Here is a 16,799-nt window from a genome sequence, read left to right as displayed (position 1 = left end):
GTGTCGGTCGTGACGGCGGGGAAGCGGCGCGACTCCGACTCGCCGTCGGACTCCTCCGCACCGGAGTCGCCGGCCGGATCGGCATCGGCCGTGGACTCGGCGGGTACGCGGACCTCGTCCGGGTCGGCGGCCTCGTCCGGGTCGGTGTCCGCGACCGCGCCCGTACCTACGTCCGTACGCACGTCCGTACGCGCTCCCGCGCTCACACGCGGATCGACGTTCGCGTCAACCGCGGGGGCCTCACCCGCGCGCCCATCCGCGTCGAGGTCCACGCCCACGTCAACGACGGCGTCCGGAGCCACCCCCGCGTCGGCGCCGGCCTTCGCCGCCCCCGGGGCGCCCGGCTCCACGGCGACGGCCTGCCGTGCGCCGTTCGGTTCCGGCGTGTCACTCGCGCTCGTACCAGCACCCATGGGTGCCCCTTTCCCGTTCGGACCCGGTCAGCCCGCGGCGACGGCGCGTTCGGCCGCCTCGACCACGTTGACCAGCAGCTGGGCGCGGGTCATCGGGCCGACACCGCCCGGGTTGGGCGAGATCCAGCCGGCCACCTCGGCGACCCCGGGGTGCACGTCGCCCACGATCTTGCCGTGCTCGTCCCGGCTGACGCCGACGTCGAGGACCGCCGCGCCCGGCTTCACGTCCTCGGGCTTGATGATGTGCGGCACGCCCGCCGCCGCCACGATGATGTCCGCCTGCCTGAGGTGCGCCGACAGGTCGCGGGTGCCGGTGTGGCACTGCGTCACGGTCGCGTTCTCGGACTTGCGGGTCAGGAGCAGCGGGATCGAACGCCCCACCGTGATACCGCGTCCGACGACCACCACATGCGCGCCCGCGATCTCGACGCCGTGGTGGCGCAGCAGCTCGATGATGCCGTACGGGGTGCACGGCAGCGGGCCCGTCTCGTTGAGGACCAGCCGGCCGAGGCTCATCGGGTGCAGTCCGTCCGCGTCCTTGGACGGGTCGATCAGTTCCAGGACCCGGTTGGTGTCGATGCCCTTGGGCAGCGGCAGCTGCACGATGTACCCCGTGCACTCGGGGTTGGCGTTCAGCTCCGCGACGACGGCCTCGATCTCTTCCTGCGTCGCGGTGTCGGGGAGTTCACGCTGGATCGACGCGATGCCGACCTCGGCGCAGTCGCGGTGCTTGCCGTTCACGTACCACCGGCTGCCAGGATCGTCCCCGACCAGCAGCGTCCCCAGGCCGGGCAGGACGCCCCGCGCCGTGAGGGCCGCCACGCGGGCGGTCAGGTCGGACTTGATCGCGGCTGCGGTGGCCTTGCCATCGAGAATCTGGGCGGTCATGGTCCCATCCTCGCGGATGGACCCGCCGCTGTTCCAATTCGGGTCCCGGTCCACGCGCCGTCACGGATCCGCCCAGGTTGCACTTGCACAACGCATACGGATACCGACTGGACAAAAAGAGGACAGTCCTACCAGCATGATCGGCGCACCACAGCGGGCGTGCGGGGGGCCGGACCGCTTGAGAACCACCGTTCCTCCGCGCGGACCCGCGCCGTCCCGCATCCAACGGAGGAAGTCCCCAAATGAGCTTCGGCGACCCCCAGAACCCGTACGGGCAGCAGCCCGGTCAGCCCGGCCAGCCCGGTCAGCCGCCCCAGCCGGGCTACGGCTACCCCCAGCAGGCCCCGCAGGGCGTGCCGCAGCAGGGGTACGGCTACCCCGCTCCCGGCGGCCCCGCGCCCTACGCCGCCCCGCAGGGCCCCGGCTACGGCGGCATGCCGGAACTCGCGAGCTGGGGCTCGCGTGTCCTCGGCACCCTGGTCGACGGACTCGTCCTCCTCGTGCCGTACATCATCGTCTTCGCGGGTGCCGCCATCGGCGGCGGCTTCGGCGGCTTCCTGCGCCTGATCGGGCTCCTCGCGGTCATCGCGGTGGCCGTCTGGCAGCTGATCCAGGAGGGCAAGACCGGCCAGACCATCGGCAAGAAGGCCCTGAACATCCGTCTGCTGCGTGAGGCCGACGGCCAGCCGCTCGGCATCGGCATGGCGTTCGTCCGCCGTCTCGCCCACTTCCTCGACGGCGTCATCTGCTACATCGGCTTCCTGTGGCCGCTGTGGGACTCGAAGAACCAGACGCTCGCGGACAAGGTCTGCTCGTCGCTGGTCATCAAGTCCAACTGATCGCATGGCGGGCGAACCGGGCGCATTAGTGCCACGTCTCGTACCGACCGAAGGCCGCGCTCCCCATACCGGGAGCGCGGCCTTCGTCGTGCACGGACCAACTGGGCGGACTCAGTGGAAGAAGTGGCGCGTCCCCGTGAAGTACATCGTCGCGCCGGCCTTCCGCGCCGCCTCGACCACCTGGTCGTCACGGACCGACCCGCCCGGCTGCACCACGGCCCTGACCCCCGCCTCCAGCAGGATCTCCAGGCCGTCGGGGAAGGGGAAGAAGGCGTCGGACGCGGCGAACGCGCCGCGCGCCCGCTCCTCCCCCGCGCGCTCCACCGCGAGCTTCGCGGAGTCGACGCGGTTGACCTGCCCCATGCCGACCCCCACCGACGCCCCGCCCTTGGCGAGCAGGATCGCGTTGGACTTGACCGCGCGGCTCGCGCGCCACGCGAAGGCCAGCTCGGCCAGCTCCGCCGCGGACAGCGCCTCGCCGGTCGCCAGCGTCCAGTTGGCCGGGTCGTCGCCCGCGGCCTGGAAACGGTCGGTGGCCTGGAGCAGCGCCCCGCCGTCGATCGCCTTGACCTCGACCCGCGCGGACGGCGCGTCGGCGCAGCGCAGCACGCGGATGTTCTTCTTGCGGGCCAGCACCTCGACCGCGCCGTCCTCGTAGTCCGGGGCGACGATCACCTCGGTGAAGATCTCGGCGACCTGCTCGGCCATCTCCACGGACACCGGGCGGTTGACGGCGATCACCCCGCCGAACGCGGAGAGCGGGTCGCACGCGTGTGCCTTGCGGTGCGCCTCGGCGACGTCGTCGCCGATCGCGATCCCGCACGGGTTGGCGTGCTTGATGATCGCGACGCACGGCTCGGGGTGGTCGTACGCGGCACGGCGCGCGGCGTCCGTGTCCGTGTAGTTGTTGTACGACATCTCCTTGCCGTGCAGTTGCTCCGCCTCGGCCAGGCCGCCGCCCTCGGCGCCGGTGTAGAGCGCGGCGGGCTGGTGCGGGTTCTCGCCGTAACGCAGCACGTTCTTACGGAGGTACGTCGCTCCGAGGAAGTCCGGCAGCCGGTCCGCGGCGGAACCGCTGTCGGCCTCCGCGTCGACGGCCGCGTAGTCGGCGGCGAACCAGGACGCCACGGCCACGTCGTACGCGGCGGTGTGCTGGAACGCCTCCGCCGCCAGGCGCTTACGGGTCGTCAGGTCGAACCCGCCGTCCTGTACGGCCCCGAGGACGTCCCCGTACCGCTCCGGGCTGGTGACGACCGCCACGGACGGGTGGTTCTTGGCGGCGGCGCGGACCATCGAGGGGCCGCCGATGTCGATCTGCTCCACGCACTCGTCGTCGGTCGCCCCCGAGGCGACCGTCTCGCGGAACGGGTACAGGTTGACGACCACCAGCTCGAACGGCTCGATGTCCAGCTCGGCCAGCTGCGCGCGGTGCGCGTCGAGCCGCAGGTCGGCGAGGATCCCGGCGTGCACACGCGGGTGCAGCGTCTTGACGCGCCCGTCCAGGCACTCGGGGAAGCCCGTCAGCTCCTCGACCTTGGTGACCGGCACCCCGGCGGCGGCGATCTTCGCGGCGGTGGAACCGGTGGAGACCAGGGTGACCCCGGCCTCGTGCAGTCCACGGGCCAGCTCTTCCAGGCCCGTCTTGTCGTAGACGCTGACCAGCGCGCGGCGGATCGGCCGCTTCGTACCTTCGGCGGTCACTGGATCGTTACCTTTCGTCCCTCAATGCGGTAGCCGTGCCGGGCCAGACGCCCCACGACATCGACGAGCAGGCGTCGCTCGACTTCCTTGATGCGCTCGTGGAGCGCGACGCCGTCGTCCGAGTAGTCCTCGTCCCTGACCTCCACCACGCCCTGCGCGATGATCGGGCCCTCGTCGACGCCTTCGTCGACGAAGTGGACGGTGCAGCCGGTCACCTTCACGCCGTGCGCGAGCGCGTCGCGTACGCCGTGGGCACCGGGAAAGCTGGGCAGCAGAGCCGGATGGGTGTTGACGAACCGGCCGCCGAAGCGTGCGAGGAACTCCTTCCCCACGATCTTCATGAAGCCGGCCGAGACCACCAGGTCCGGTTCGTACGCCGCCGTCGCCGCGGCGAGCGCCGCGTCCCACGCCTCGCGCGTCCCGTGGTCCCGTACCCGGCAGACGAAGGTGGGCACTCCGGCGCGCTCCGCCCGTTCGAGTCCCTCGATGGAGTCGCGGTCGGCGCCGACGGCCACGATCCGTGCTCCGAAACCCGTGGGATCGGCGCCGATGGCGTCGATCAGCGCCTGGAGGTTCGTACCCGAACCCGAGACCAGGACCACGAGCCGGGCCGGCCGGCCGGTGGGAGGCAGACCGGTGGGGGGCAGGGAGGCCACGGTGGGCGCCTTTCTGGAAGCGGGCACGGCCTCGCCGAGCGTGCGGGGCCGGTGTGGTCGGCGGTGTTGTGCGGTCGTACGAACGAGTCACGATCCCCGATACGGGGAACTCTACGAAGGAGCCGACCGTCAGCAACGATACCGGCACACCGAGCGGCCCCCACGGGACGGGGGCGTGGCCGGGAGGTAGCGTCTGGGGACAGGGTTCCGTCTCCGGGACGGCCCATACGACACAAGACCCCCGCGCGCTGGGTCTGAGGGGAAGACGTTCACCAGATGCAGGACCGACGCCGCCGCACGGCACTCCACCTCCCGCCGCCCTCCGGGCCGGTGCTGCTGCCGCGGGAACGCCAGTCCTCTTCCTCGGGTTCCACGGGTTCCACGGGTTCCACGGGTTCCTCGGGGGCCCCGGACGGGTCTCCGGGGTCGGACGCGCCTTCCGGTTCCTCGGGAGCGGAGGGGTCGTCAGGCGGGTCCGGCGGGTCCGGCGACGACAATCCGTTCGCGCCGCCGCCCGCCGACCGGCCCGACCAGCCGTGGCAGCCCCGCCTGCCCGAGAACGGCGGGTCCGACTCCGACCGGGGCGACCGCGGCGGCTGGGGCAGCCAGTGGAGCAGCCGCCAGCCCGGCCGCTCCTCGGGCGGCTTCGGGAGCCGTCCCGGGAATCAGGGCAGCGGGCAGAACGACCAGAACGCCCCCGGAAACGGCCGGCAGGACGGCTCCGAGGGAGGCCGCGGCGGCCTGCGCTGGGACCCGACCGACCCCTTCCAGCGGCGCGCCCGCTACGCGCTGCTCTCCGGGATGTGGGCTTTCTTCTTCTCGCTCTTCGACCTCTCGGAGATCGCCCTGCTGCTCGGCGCGCTGGGCGTCTACTGGGGCATCAGTTCTCTGCGCAACCAGCAGCGGCCGTCCTCGACCTCCTCGACCGACAGCTCCGCGACCGCGGCGTCGGGCCCGGGCGCCGCCTTCCGTACGGACGCCGCCCCGGCGCGTTCCGCTTCCGAGGCACAGACCCCCGCGCCCGGCGCGGCGGCGAACCCGAACCAGAACCGCCAGCAGAAGACGGCCGCGGTGAGCGGGCTGGTGACGGCGGGCCTGGCGCTGGCGATCGTGGCGGTGACGTTCTCCGTACAGCTCGCGTACCGCGACTACTACACGTGCGTCAACGACTCGCTGACGCAGGAGGCCCGGCTGTCCTGCAACAGCCACCTGCCGGATTCCCTGCGGCCGATCTTCGGCGTCAAGGAGTGACACCGGGCTGACCGGGGTCCGCGTCCGGTTCCGGGTCCGGTTGCAGGTCGCCCTCCGGGTCCGGCTTCCGTTCCGGTACCGGGTTCGCCTCCGGTTCCAGGTCCGGCTTCGGGTCCGGCTTCGCCTCCCGATCCGGGATCCGTTCCCGCCGCCCTTCCTCGGAGTCGTCCTCCTCGCCGGAGGGCGGCTCCGACGCCGTGACGGGCTCGGGGTCCGGGGGCGGTGGGACCAGCGGTACGGCCGGCAGCAGCGGTACGGCCGGGAAGTCGGCCATCAGGCCGCCCGACGCGTCCTTGATCGCGGCCCACCGCGCCTCCCGCGCCCCCCGGTCGTGCCAGGCGTCGGCCGGCAGGACGTCGTACGACTCCAGGGCAGGGACCGGGGCGGCGGGGGTGACGGCCCCCGGCCCACCGGCCGTCGCCGCCTTCCCGCTCTCCTTCGCCCGGTCCGCCCCGGTCTGCTTCCCCTCGGCGGATACGCCCTCCGCCGACGCGACCATCACCGACGCGACCACCGGTGCGCCCTTACGGCGCCAAGGCGCCCACCAGACCGCGGCCCCGCCGCCGACCCCCACGCCCCCCACGACCGGCGCGGCGGAGGCATCGGCACCGGCAACCGCGTCCACCTTCACCCGCCGCTCCCGCAGCCGCCACGCCCTGATCACCACCGCCACCGGCACCCCCACCCCCACCAGCCACCCCAGCGCCGCCAGCCCCGTCAGCCACCCCACCGGGCCGAACGCGGCCAGGTCCGCGTTGCCCAACGGCCCGCCCGCCGCCGTCGCCAGAACCCCCGTCAACAATGCGCCCAGCGCGCCCCCGAGCGCGGCCGTCAGCGCCGTCGCGCGCAGGCTCCACGCCTCCTCCCGTACGGAGAAGGGCGGCGCCGCCACCCGTACCGTGAACCACGCCACCACCACGCCCGCCACCACCGGCACCCCCGCCGCAGCCCAGTGCAGGGGTGTCCCGTGCCCGTGCGGGACGGCGGCGAGCAGCGGGAACGACGGCAGCGCGGGGGTGCCCGTGATCCCGAGCGGGGTGACCGTGGCCGCCGTACCGAGCGCGAAACCGGGCCCCAGGCCGTAGGCGGCGGCCCACGCGGCGGCGTTCGGCACCAGCGACAGCCCCAGCAGGAGGACGGCGAACCGCCCCGACCAGTCCCCCGCGAGCTGGGTGAACGACACCTGCGCCGCGCCCCCGTGCCACACCAGCGACGCCCCGACGAGCAGTGCCCCGCCGCCCAGCAGCGCCAGGACCGCGGCGGCGGCGGCCCGCGTCGCGACGGCGGTCCTGCGGCGGGAGGGCGGTGCCCAGACGGTACGGACGAGGCGTTCCCGTAGCCCCGCGGGCAGCCACAAGGGCAGCGGGCCGACCGGCCGGCCGCTGCCCGACCACGCGCCGACGGCGGAGGAGACCACGGTCACGAGGGGCAGCAGGAGCGCCGCGCGCAGCGGATGCGCGATGAGCGGGCCGCCCGAAACGTAGACCACGACAGCGCCGCCGACCAGCAGATATCCGCCGGAGATGGTGGCCACGGCGCCGAGCGCGGTGAGCTGCGGCCTGCCCTCCTCCGGTTCGAGGGCGTCCCTGGCCGCGCGGTGGGTGAGCCACACGGGCAGGACCACCAGCAGCAGGGGGACAACACCGAGCGGGGCGGAAGCCCCTGACATCGTGTCGGGCCGCACCAGCTCGACGCCGTGCGCGAGCAGCCAGAGCGCGGCGGCGACGTGCAGGGCGCCGCGGGCGCCGCTGTCGGGGTAGGGCGAGGTGATCCACATCGCCATGACCAGCACGGCGAGCGCCCCGAGGCCGAGGCCCGCGGCGATGGCTCCGCGGAGGAAGGACGCGGTCAGCGCGGCGGCCCGGCCCCGTTCCGCCGCCGAGGCCGAGGACAACGTCGTGCTGCGATCGGTCACTTGGGTCACGGCGCCATGCTGCCAACGACACGCGCTTTATCCGGGTAACAAGCTAATGACCGTGGTGTCGCTCAATATATGTTTATGTACTTTTTCACCCGTTCTCCAGAGGACCATGACCCAGGTACGGAGGCGGCGGGGGCCGGCCCGTTCACGCCCGCGCAGGCCTTCGACGCGCTGTACACGGACACGGCGCCCTCCCTCGTACGACAGACCTATCTGCTGACCGGGCGGCGCGGCCTGTCCCAGGAGTCCGTCGAGCGCGCCTTCCACCAGGCGTGGGGGCGCTGGCCCGAGGTCGCGGTGGACCGGGATCCGGCGGGGTGGGTACGGGCCGCCGCGTACGAGTACGCCCTGTCCCCCTGGCACCGGTTCCGCCGCGCCCACCGGCGCGCCGATCTGATCACCGGTCAGCGGGACGGCCGGGACGGCCGGGCGCTGCGGGAGGCGCTGCTGGAGCTGCCGCCGCAGTACCGCCGGGTCCTGATGCTGTACGACGGGCTGGGCCTGGACCTGCCGGAGACGGCGGCGGAGACGGAGGCGAGCACGCTGGGGACGGCACGGCGGCTGCTGCACGCGCGGGAGGCGGTGGCCGAACGGCTGCCCGAACTGGCGGACCCGGACGCGTTGCACGGGCGGCTGGGGGCGCTCACGCGGGCCGTGAGCCCGCCGGCCATCCCTCCGGCGCGGGCGGTACGGAAGAGCGCGGAGCGCCGCGCCCGGTTGTGGACACGGTCGGCGATCGCCTTCACGGCGTTGATCGTGGGGGCGACCGGCTTCACGCTCGCCACCGCACCGACGCGGTACTGGGAGCCGCTGGCGGCCCCGCGGCAGGTCGGCGGGGTGCCGGTCACGAACGGTCCCGAGGCGTGGAGCGAACGGGACCTGGCCCTGCGGGACCGGCTGCGCGACACACCGTTCAGCGGTCCGGAGCGGCTGGTACCGCTGGCCCTCTGACACCCGGTTCGCGGACGGGCGGGCACGCGCGCGCCTCGGTCGCCGGACGGGCTTTCCCACCCGTCCGGCGACCTGAGGAACGTCGGCCTGTGCCGGCCGGCTTGTAATCAGCCTGCGCCGACCCGTATCAGCCCGGGTCAGCCCGGGTCAGCCCGCGAGGATCGCGCGAGCCAGCTGCGCGGTCTCGGTCGGCGTCTTGCCGACCTTCACGCCCGCGGCCTCCAGGGCTTCCTTCTTCGCCTGGGCCGTACCGGAGGAGCCGGAGACGATGGCGCCGGCGTGGCCCATGGTCTTGCCCTCGGGCGCGGTGAAGCCCGCGACGTAGCCGACGACCGGCTTCGTGACGTTCTTCGCGATGAAGTCGGCCGCGCGCTCCTCGGCGTCGCCGCCGATCTCGCCGATCATCACGATCAGGTCGGTGTCGGCGTCGGCCTCGAACGCGGCGAGCGCGTCGATGTGCGTCGTACCGATGACCGGGTCGCCACCGATGCCGACGGCGGACGAGAAGCCGAGGTCACGGAGCTCGTACATCATCTGGTAGGTCAGCGTGCCGGACTTGGACACGAGACCGATGCGGCCGGGCTTGGTGATGTCGCCCGGGATGATGCCGGCGTTGGACTGGCCGGGGGTGATCAGGCCGGGGCAGTTCGGGCCGATGATCCGGGTCTTGTTGCCCTTCACGCCCGCGTACGCCCAGAACGCCGCGGAGTCGTGCACCGCGATGCCCTCGGTGATCACGACGGCCAGCGGGATCTCGGCGTCGATCGCCTCGACCACGGCGGCCTTGGCGAAGGCCGGCGGGACGAAGACGACGGAGACGTCGGCGCCGGTCTTCTCGATGGCCTCGGCCACGGACCCGAACACGGGTACGTCGGTGCCGTCGAAGTCGACGGACGTGCCGGCCTTACGGGGGTTGACGCCGCCGACGATGTTCGTGCCGTCGGCGAGCATGAGCCTGGTGTGCTTCATGCCCGTGGCGCCGGTCATCCCCTGGACGATGACCTTGCTGTCCTTGGTGAGGAAGATAGCCATGGTTGTGGTTTCCCTCGTCCTTACTTCGCTGCTGCGGCGAGCTCGGCGGCCTTGTCGGCCGCGCCGTCCATGGTGTCCACGCGCCGCACGAGCGGGTGGTTGGCGTCGGACAGGATCTTGCGACCCAGCTCCGCGTTGTTGCCGTCGAGGCGCACGACCAGCGGCTTCTCGACGTTCTCGCCCTTGGACTCCAGCAGCTCCAGGGCCTGCACGATGCCGTTGGCGACCTCGTCGCAGGCGGTGATGCCACCGAAGACGTTGACGAACACGGACTTGACGTCCGGGTCGCCGAGGATGATCTCCAGGCCGTTCGCCATCACCTCGGCGGACGCGCCGCCGCCGATGTCGAGGAAGTTGGCCGGCTTCACGCCGCCGTGGGCCTCACCGGCGTACGCAACGACGTCGAGGGTCGACATGACGAGACCCGCGCCGTTGCCGATGATGCCGACCTGGCCGTCGAGCTTGACGTAGTTGAGGTTCTTGGCCTTGGCGGCGGCCTCCAGCGGGTTCGCCGCGGCCTTGTCCTCCAGCGCCTCGTGGCCGGGCTGCCGGAAGTCGGCGTTCTCGTCGAGCGAGACCTTGCCGTCCAGCGCGATGATCTTGCCGTCGCCCGACTTGATCAGCGGGTTGACCTCGACCAGGAGGGCGTCCTCCTTGATGAAGACGGTCCACAGCTTCTGGAGGACGTCCGCGACCTGGTCGGCGATGTCGGCCGGGAACTTCGCGGCGGCGACGATCTCGGCGGCCTTCTCCGGGGTGCAGCCCTCGTAGGCGTCGACCGGGATCTTGGCGAGCGCGTCGGGGTTCTCCTCGGCGACGACCTCGATCTCGACACCGCCCTCGACGGAGGCCATGGCGAGGAAGGTGCGGTTGGTGCGGTCGAGCAGGAAGGAGACGTAGTACTCCTCCGCGATGTCCGCGGTCTCGGCCAGCATCACCTTGTGGACCGTGTGGCCCTTGATGTCCATGCCCAGGATCTGACCGGCCTTCTCGACGGCCTCGTCCGGGTCCGCGGCGAGCTTCACACCGCCCGCCTTGCCGCGTCCACCGACCTTGACCTGCGCCTTGACGACAGCCTTGCCGCCGAGACGCTCGGTCACCTCGCGGGCCGCCTCAGGCGTCTCGATGACTTCACCGGCCAGCACCGGTACACCGTGCTTGGCGAAGAGGTCCCTCGCCTGATACTCGAACAGGTCCACGCGTGTCCGTCCCTTTGTGTTCTGAAATCCGCAGCCTGGTGATCGCGGGTTCGTTGTCGGCGTGGGCGTGCCGCGAAGGGCAACGTGACTGCACCGTCACTGAGGGAGGCGTACACGCTGTCCGGTACGCGGCATGTCCGTCTCGCAGGTTATCCCCGTGGGCGGTAGGTCCCTAAATCGCGGATCCCGCCTGAGCGGTGATACCTGTCACAGAGCCTCCTACGCCGTGTCGGGGACGGGCAGCGGGCGCTTTTCGAGAGCCGCCGCCATCACGTCCGGGAACAGGTCGGGGGTGCAGGCGAAGGCGGGCGCGCCGAGCGCGGCGAGGGCCGCCGCGTGCTCCCGGTCGTAGGCGGGGGCGCCTTCGTCGGACAGCGCGAGCAGCGCGACGAACTCCACCCCCGACGCCTTCATCGCCGCGACCCGCTTGAGCATCTCGTCGCGTATCCCGCCCTCGTAGAGGTCGCTGATCAGGACGACCACCGTGTCGGCGGGGCGGGTGATGCGGCCCTGGCAGTAGGCGAGGGCGCGGTTGATGTCCGTACCGCCGCCGAGCTGGGTGCCGAAGAGGACGTCGACCGGGTCGTCCAGCTGGTCGGTGAGGTCCACGACGGCGGTGTCGAAGACGACGAGCCGGGTGTCGAGCGTGCGCATCGAGGCCAGGACCGCGCCGAACACCGACGCGTACACGACGGACGCGGCCATCGAGCCCGACTGGTCGATGCAGAGGACCACCTCCTTCTTCACCGCCTGCGAGGCGCGGCCGTACCCGATGAGGCGCTCGGGGACGATCGTGCCGTGCTCCGGCAGGTAGTTCTTGAGGTTGGCCCGGATGGTGCGGTCCCAGTCGATGTCCCGGTGGCGCGGCCGGTTGATCCGCGCGGACCGGTCGAGCGCGCCGGTGAGGGTGGCGCGGGTGCGGGTGGCGAGCCGCTTCTCTATGTCCTCGACCACTTTGCGCACGACCGCGCGTGCCGTTTCCTTCGTCGTGTCGGGCATCGCCTTGTTCAGGGACAGGAGCGTGCCGACCAGGTGGACGTCGGCCTCGACGGCCTCCAGCATCTCCGGCTCCAGGAGGAGCGCGGACAGTCCGAGCCGGTCGATGGCGTCGCGCTGCATGACCTGGACGACGGAGCTGGGGAAGTACGTACGGATGTCGCCCAGCCAGCGGGCCACGGAGGGCGCGGACGCCCCGAGCCCGGCGGACCGGCTGCTGCTGGCGGCGCCCCCCGTGCCGCCGGCCTTGCGGGAGCCGTAGAGGGCGGAGAGCGCGCCGTCCATCGCCGCGTCCGTGCCGGCGAGGGTGCGGCCGGTGCCGTCGCTCGCGCCGTCCCCGCCGAGCACCAGGCGCCAGCGGCGCAGCCGCTCGTCGACGGCGGATCCGGTCCGGTCCGTGGTCATCGCTTTCCTTCCGTCGTCGCGTGGGCCTGTTCGCGTACGTCGGCCCGTCCGCCGCCCGGCCCCAGCAGGAGGCGCAGCACCGGGAGGACGGCGTCCGCGCGTGCCGCGTCGAGCGTGGTGGCGAAGCCGGGGGCCGCCGCTTCGTGCGGTGCGGTCGTCCCGGCCGCCGGGGCGGTGGCGGGGCCGCGCCGGACCAGCTCGCCCAGCGTGCGCCTGACACCCGGTTCGTACGCGGAGAACGTGCGGCGCAGCAGCGGCAGCACGTCCGTGAACGCCTCGGCGGGGACTCCGGTCAGCCACGTGTCGACCAGGCCCAGCAGCCGGGCGTCGTGGACGAGGAGCATGCCGCCGCCGGGGGCGCCGCCGACGAAGCCCTCGATCCAGGCAGCCGCGTCGGCGGGCGGGGTGCCGGGGGACAGCGCGAGCCCCATGAAGCGGGCCGCGTCGTCCTCGGGGAGCCGGCCGTCGTCCAGGAGCAGGCGGGCGGCCCGCCCCCGGATGACGCCGGGGATCGTGTCCCGCCCGGCGAGCTTGAGCAGGACGGCTCCCCAGCGCGCGGCCAGATCACCGTCCCGGACGGCGGGCAGCAGGCCGACGGCCGTGTGGACGGCGTCCAGGTGCGTCCGCATCTGGGCCGCCCCGTCCGCGTCGAGCCCGGCACACGCGGGCGGCAGGCCGACGCAGACCCGCTCGGCGAGTCCCGCCGCCACCTCGCCGAGCGCGGCGGTGTCCGTGGACCGTACGTCCCCGTACCGCAGCGACCGGGCCAGGGCGGGCAGTGCCTGGGCGAGGTGGCCGACGTCCGCGTCGAGGGCGGCGCGGTCGGCGAGGGCGCGCATCACGACGGGCAGCGCGTCCGGCAGTCCGGCCAGCAGGCACTCCTCGGCCAGCGCGGTGACCTCGGCGAGCGCGGTCGCCGACACCGCCCGGGACTCGGCCTTCGCGGTGGCGGCCGAGAGCACGGTCGTGCCCCAGACGCCGGCCTCCGCGACCTTCACGTACAGCTCGGGCTCCCAGCACAGCCGCCAGCTCTCCCGGAACGTGCCGGTGCTCCCCCGTCCCGTGCCGGGGACGCCCCAGCCGACGCCGAGGAGCCGCAGCCGGTGCAGGAGCCCGCTCTTCGCCGCGTCGGTCTCCTTGCGGAGGTCGAGCTCCAGCTCGCGTTCGTGCGCCTCCGGCTTGAGGCGCAGGGTGCGCTGGATCCTGGCGAGGTCGCGCCGGAGCGGCACGGCGGGCGCCGCGTCGGGCACCTCGCCCAGGACGTCGCCGACGACCAGCCGGTCGTGGACGAGCGCGAGCGGCACGTCGGACCCGTCGCACATGACGGCCCGGATCGCGTCCGTGGTCTCCGTGAGCCCGGCGAGCGGGCGGCCGCGCATCACGGCGAGGGTCTCGGCGAGCCTGACCGCCTCGATGACATGGGCCGAGGACACCATCCGGTCCTCCTCGCGCAGCAGACCGGCGACCTTGGTCAGCCACCGCTCCACGGGCCGGTCGGGCGCGGCGAACAGATGCCCGTACCAGCCCGGGGAGTCGATCCCCGCGCCGTAGCCGCTGTGCCGGGCGAGCCTGCGGTGGGTCCAGGGCACCCACGTCATCTCCGCCTTGACCTTGGGCAGTCCCTTGAGCAGCGCGCGGTCCGCGGTGGCGGTGTACGTCCCGGCGAGCGCGGGGACGTGCCAGGCGCCGCAGACGACGGCGACCCGGTCGTCCCCGAACTCCTTGCGCGCGGCGCGCAGCCGGATCCGCATGTGGGCCTCGCGGACGAGGTCACGGCGGTCCCCTCCGGAGCCGTACTCCTCGCGCAGGGCGCCCATGGCCTCGGCGACCGCGTCGAACGGCGCGAACGGATCGCCCGTACGACCCGGCCCCTGGTGCTCGACCACGTCCTCCCACCATCGCTCGGGGTCGTCGTACCCGGCGGCCTCGGCGAGCACGGCGAGCGGATCGATCCGGAACCCGCCGGTGTCGCCGCTCGTGTCCCCTTCTCCTTCTTCTTCTCCTTCTTCTTCTCCTTCGCCGCCTTCCTTCGCGTCCCTGTCCCCGTCCTCGGAGGGGAGCGCGAGGGAGTGGGCGGCGGGCAGGTCGATGAACCGGACCGGTACGTCATGGGCCGACGCCCACCGGAGCGCGACCCATTCGGGCGAGAACTCGGCCATCGGCCAGAAGGCCGCGCGCCCCGGATCGTCCACGGCGTGCGCCAGGAGCGCGACCGGCGGGCGCATCGCCTCGTCTGCGGCCAGCGCCACCAACGCGTCGCCCTCGGGAGGCCCTTCGACGAGAACCACCCCCGGCGCCGCGGCGTCCAGCGCCCGCAGCACGGCCCGCGCGGACCCGGGCCCGTGATGCCTGACGCCCAGCAGCAGCGGCCCCCGGGCCGTCATGCGCTCACCTCGCGGCACGCGCGGTAGAAGTCCTTCCAGCCGTCGCGCTCCCGGACGACCGTCTCGACGTACTCCTGCCAGATCACCCGGTCCGCCGCCGGGTCGCGGACGACCGCGCCCAGGATGCCGGCCGCCACGTCGCCGGGGCGCAGGACGCCGTCGCCGAAGTGCGCGGCGAGCGCGAGGCCGTTGGTGACGACCGAGATCGCCTCCGCCGTGGAGAGCGTCCCGGACGGGGACTTGAGTTTGGTGCGTCCGTCGGACGTGACGCCGTCGCGCAGTTCACGGAAGACCGTGACGACCCGGCGGATCTCGTCGATGCCCTCGGGGCCGGACGGCAGGTCGAGCGAGCGCCCCAGCTGGCCGACGCGCCGGGAGACGATGTCGACCTCGGCGTCCTGGGTGGCCGGCAGCGGCAGGACCACGGTGTTGAAGCGCCTGCGCAGGGCGCTCGACAGGTCGTTGACCCCCCGGTCGCGGTCGTTGGCCGTCGCGATCAGGTTGAAGCCGCGGACCGCCTGCACCTCCTGCCCCAGCTCGGGGATCGGGAGTGTCTTCTCGGACAGGATCGTGATGAGCGAGTCCTGTACGTCGGCAGGGATGCGGGTCAGCTCCTCGACGCGCGCGGTCATGCCCTCGGACATGGCCCGCATCACCGGGCTCGGGACGAGCGCGTCACGGCTGGGACCGTGGGCGAGCAGCTGCGCGTAGTTCCACCCGTACCGGACGGCTTCCTCGGGTGTGCCCGCCGTGCCCTGCACGAGCAGGGTCGAGTCGCCGCTGACGGCCGCCGCGAGGTGCTCGGACACCCACGTCTTCGCGGTGCCCGGCACGCCGAGCAGCAGGAGCGCCCGGTCGGTGGCGAGCGTGGTGACCGCGACCTCCACGAGCCGGCGCGGGCCCACGTACTTGGGCGTGATCGCCGTTCCGTCGGGAAGCGTGCCGCCGAGGAGATACAGGGCCACGGCCCAGGGCGACAGCTGCCAACGGGCGGGCCGCGGCCGGTCGTCGGCCGCGGCCAGCGCCCTGAGCTCGCCGGCGAACGCGTGCTCGGCATGCGGTCGCAGGACCTCGCCGCCGGTGGTGTCCGTGGTCTCGGGCACGGTCATGGATCCCCCTCCAGATCGATGGACCGGGTGTGGGTTCCACCGTGCACCACGCCACTGACAATCGGTGGTCGTCGCTGGTCAGGGGCGTAACAGCCGCCTACCGCACGGTCACTGCACGATCGGCGAGACCGTGATGCAGCCGCCGGCCGCGACGGGGCCCGCGCCCTCGGCCTCCTTGATGACCTTGCCCTTGTAGGTGATCGTGCACTTCACCTCGGCGCCGGACACGTCGAACGCGCTCGGGATGACGCCGGGCGGCGTGATGCCCCTGAGCGTGACCGTCTTCTTCCACGGCAGGGTGGGCTTGTCGACCGTCTCGATCTTGGGGTCGGTCGCCTTGCCACCGCTGGCGTGGTAGTCGATCGAGTCGACGTTCGTGCCGGTCACTTCGTACGTGACCTCGTACTCCTCGTTGACGGCCTTGTCGACCTCGTCGGTGACGGCCTTGTCCACCCGGTCCGCGGCCTCGGAGCAGGCCCCGAGACCGAAGGCGAGGCCGGTGACCGCGGCGGTGGTGACGACGGCTCGGACGGTGCGGTTCATCAAGGTCCCCCTGGTGGGCATGGGTCGTGCGGAGTACCCACGATAGCAAAGAGAAGGCAAAGCGCGGTTGCTTCCCGGCTGACGAATCCGCAGGTCAGACGGATTGTCAGTGGGGGGTTCTACCGTCGTACACATGAATAAAGCGGGGGTGCGCTGGACGACGGAACAGGTGCTGGCTCTGGCTCCTGACGACGCGTCACGCAAGGCGGGCAACAAGCTGGGCACGGCCGGGCCGTGGTCGGAGGCGGGGAGCAGCGCCGCGGGGGCGGTGTGGGGCCTGTGCAAGGGCAGCGGGAGCACGCCGTACCGGACGGTGGTGGACACCACGGGTCCCGCGTACAAGTGCAGTTGCCCGAGCAGGAAGTTCCCGTGCAAGCACGCGCTCGGGCTGCTGCTGCTCCGGGCGGCGGACGAGACGGCCCTGGCGGAGGCCGAGGCACCGGACTGGGCGCGGGAGTGGCTCGACGCCCGGGGGAAGCGGAGCGGCGGCGAGGGGGGCCCTGCCGGGGGC

Annotated in this window: 14 protein-coding genes and 1 pseudogene; 4 read left to right on the top strand and 11 right to left on the bottom strand. The window is 72.8% G+C overall.

The features are described from left to right. Together GT042_RS22705 and GT042_RS22700 are read right to left on the bottom strand one after the other, a co-directional pair. A pseudogene (locus tag GT042_RS22705) lies at nucleotides 1-413 on the bottom strand (hypothetical protein); the annotation flags it as partial. 27 nt (nucleotides 414-440) lie between these two features. Continuing rightward, the gene (locus GT042_RS22700) at nucleotides 441-1,301 is read right to left on the bottom strand and encodes a bifunctional methylenetetrahydrofolate dehydrogenase/methenyltetrahydrofolate cyclohydrolase (RefSeq protein WP_161310570.1); all 861 of its coding nucleotides are present in this window, start codon (nucleotides 1,299-1,301) and stop codon (nucleotides 441-443) included. A 242-nt stretch (nucleotides 1,302-1,543) separates the two neighbouring features. Here GT042_RS22700 and GT042_RS22695 point away from each other — a divergent pair, with 242 nt between their 5' ends. Continuing rightward, the gene (locus GT042_RS22695; RefSeq protein WP_161310569.1) at nucleotides 1,544-2,140 is read left to right on the top strand and encodes an RDD family protein; all 597 of its coding nucleotides are present in this window, start codon (nucleotides 1,544-1,546) and stop codon (nucleotides 2,138-2,140) included. A 111-nt stretch (nucleotides 2,141-2,251) separates the two neighbouring features. Here GT042_RS22695 and purH read toward each other — a convergent pair whose 3' ends face one another. Both purH and purN read right to left on the bottom strand, forming a co-directional pair. After that, the gene (purH, locus tag GT042_RS22690) at nucleotides 2,252-3,841 is read right to left on the bottom strand and encodes a bifunctional phosphoribosylaminoimidazolecarboxamide formyltransferase/IMP cyclohydrolase (protein ID WP_161310568.1); all 1,590 of its coding nucleotides are present in this window, start codon (nucleotides 3,839-3,841) and stop codon (nucleotides 2,252-2,254) included. Next, complete coding sequence (gene purN, locus GT042_RS22685; RefSeq protein WP_202533492.1) at nucleotides 3,838-4,488, bottom strand: phosphoribosylglycinamide formyltransferase; 651 nt, start codon at nucleotides 4,486-4,488, stop codon at nucleotides 3,838-3,840. The genes purH and purN overlap by 4 nt, the downstream gene beginning before the upstream one ends. A 285-nt stretch (nucleotides 4,489-4,773) precedes the next feature. Between purN and GT042_RS22680 the strand changes: the two genes are divergently transcribed. Then, on the top strand, nucleotides 4,774-5,748 hold the full coding sequence (locus tag GT042_RS22680; protein ID WP_202533486.1) for a hypothetical protein: 975 nt from the start codon (nucleotides 4,774-4,776) through the stop codon (nucleotides 5,746-5,748). On the opposite strand, the gene GT042_RS22675 is transcribed toward GT042_RS22680, so the two are convergent. Further along, entirely contained in the window at nucleotides 5,738-7,672 is a 1,935-nt protein-coding gene (locus GT042_RS22675; RefSeq protein ID WP_345943873.1) for a DUF6350 family protein, read from the bottom strand. The genes GT042_RS22680 and GT042_RS22675 overlap by 11 nt on opposite strands. Before the next feature lie 75 nt (nucleotides 7,673-7,747). On the opposite strand from GT042_RS22675, the gene GT042_RS22670 reads away from it, so the two are divergent. Then, entirely contained in the window at nucleotides 7,748-8,620 is an 873-nt protein-coding gene (locus GT042_RS22670) for a sigma factor-like helix-turn-helix DNA-binding protein (RefSeq protein WP_345943872.1), read from the top strand. 147 nt (nucleotides 8,621-8,767) lie between these two features. Here GT042_RS22670 and sucD read toward each other — a convergent pair whose 3' ends face one another. The 6 genes from sucD to GT042_RS22640 form a co-directional block, all read right to left on the bottom strand. Next, nucleotides 8,768-9,652, bottom strand: coding sequence for a succinate--CoA ligase subunit alpha (sucD, locus tag GT042_RS22665; RefSeq protein WP_161310566.1), 885 nt, complete (start codon nucleotides 9,650-9,652; stop codon nucleotides 8,768-8,770). Nucleotides 9,653-9,672: 20 nt separating this feature from the next. Further along, nucleotides 9,673-10,851 (bottom strand): ADP-forming succinate--CoA ligase subunit beta, encoded by a 1,179-nt coding sequence (gene sucC / locus GT042_RS22660; RefSeq protein ID WP_161310565.1) that lies wholly within the window; start codon nucleotides 10,849-10,851, stop codon nucleotides 9,673-9,675. A gap of 219 nt (nucleotides 10,852-11,070) precedes the next feature. Then, a complete protein-coding gene (locus GT042_RS22655) occupies nucleotides 11,071-12,252 on the bottom strand; it encodes a VWA domain-containing protein (RefSeq protein WP_161310564.1) in 1,182 nt (393 codons plus the stop codon). After that, complete coding sequence (locus GT042_RS22650; RefSeq protein ID WP_161310563.1) at nucleotides 12,249-14,636, bottom strand: DUF5682 family protein; 2,388 nt, start codon at nucleotides 14,634-14,636, stop codon at nucleotides 12,249-12,251. The genes GT042_RS22655 and GT042_RS22650 overlap by 4 nt, the downstream gene beginning before the upstream one ends. Continuing rightward, the gene (locus GT042_RS22645; protein WP_161310562.1) at nucleotides 14,633-15,745 is read right to left on the bottom strand and encodes an AAA family ATPase; all 1,113 of its coding nucleotides are present in this window, start codon (nucleotides 15,743-15,745) and stop codon (nucleotides 14,633-14,635) included. The genes GT042_RS22650 and GT042_RS22645 overlap by 4 nt, the downstream gene beginning before the upstream one ends. A gap of 108 nt (nucleotides 15,746-15,853) precedes the next feature. Further along, complete coding sequence (locus tag GT042_RS22640; RefSeq protein ID WP_161310561.1) at nucleotides 15,854-16,288, bottom strand: hypothetical protein; 435 nt, start codon at nucleotides 16,286-16,288, stop codon at nucleotides 15,854-15,856. Nucleotides 16,289-16,421: 133 nt separating this feature from the next. On the opposite strand from GT042_RS22640, the gene GT042_RS22635 reads away from it, so the two are divergent. Further along, the coding region (locus tag GT042_RS22635) for an SWIM zinc finger family protein (protein WP_202533482.1) at nucleotides 16,422-16,799 on the top strand (378 nt) is incomplete at its 3' end.

This window comes from Streptomyces sp. SID3212 (assembly GCF_009865405.1).
Classification (GTDB): Bacteria; Actinomycetota; Actinomycetes; order Streptomycetales; family Streptomycetaceae; genus Streptomyces.
This window is presented reverse-complemented; position numbering and strand designations above follow the sequence as displayed.

Coding starts and splice junctions, on each gene's coding strand:
- GT042_RS22700 (WP_161310570.1), bottom strand. CDS start 1,301: ATGACCGCCCAGATTCTCGATGGCAAGGCCACCGCAGCCGCGATCAAG.
- GT042_RS22695 (WP_161310569.1), top strand. CDS start 1,544: ATGAGCTTCGGCGACCCCCAGAACCCGTACGGGCAGCAGCCCGGTCAG.
- GT042_RS22680 (WP_202533486.1), top strand. CDS start 4,774: ATGCAGGACCGACGCCGCCGCACGGCACTCCACCTCCCGCCGCCCTCC.
- GT042_RS22670 (WP_345943872.1), top strand. CDS start 7,748: ATGTACTTTTTCACCCGTTCTCCAGAGGACCATGACCCAGGTACGGAG.
- sucD (WP_161310566.1), bottom strand. CDS start 9,652: ATGGCTATCTTCCTCACCAAGGACAGCAAGGTCATCGTCCAGGGGATG.
- GT042_RS22655 (WP_161310564.1), bottom strand. CDS start 12,252: ATGACCACGGACCGGACCGGATCCGCCGTCGACGAGCGGCTGCGCCGC.
- GT042_RS22650 (WP_161310563.1), bottom strand. CDS start 14,636: ATGACGGCCCGGGGGCCGCTGCTGCTGGGCGTCAGGCATCACGGGCCC.
- GT042_RS22645 (WP_161310562.1), bottom strand. CDS start 15,745: ATGACCGTGCCCGAGACCACGGACACCACCGGCGGCGAGGTCCTGCGA.
- GT042_RS22640 (WP_161310561.1), bottom strand. CDS start 16,288: ATGAACCGCACCGTCCGAGCCGTCGTCACCACCGCCGCGGTCACCGGC.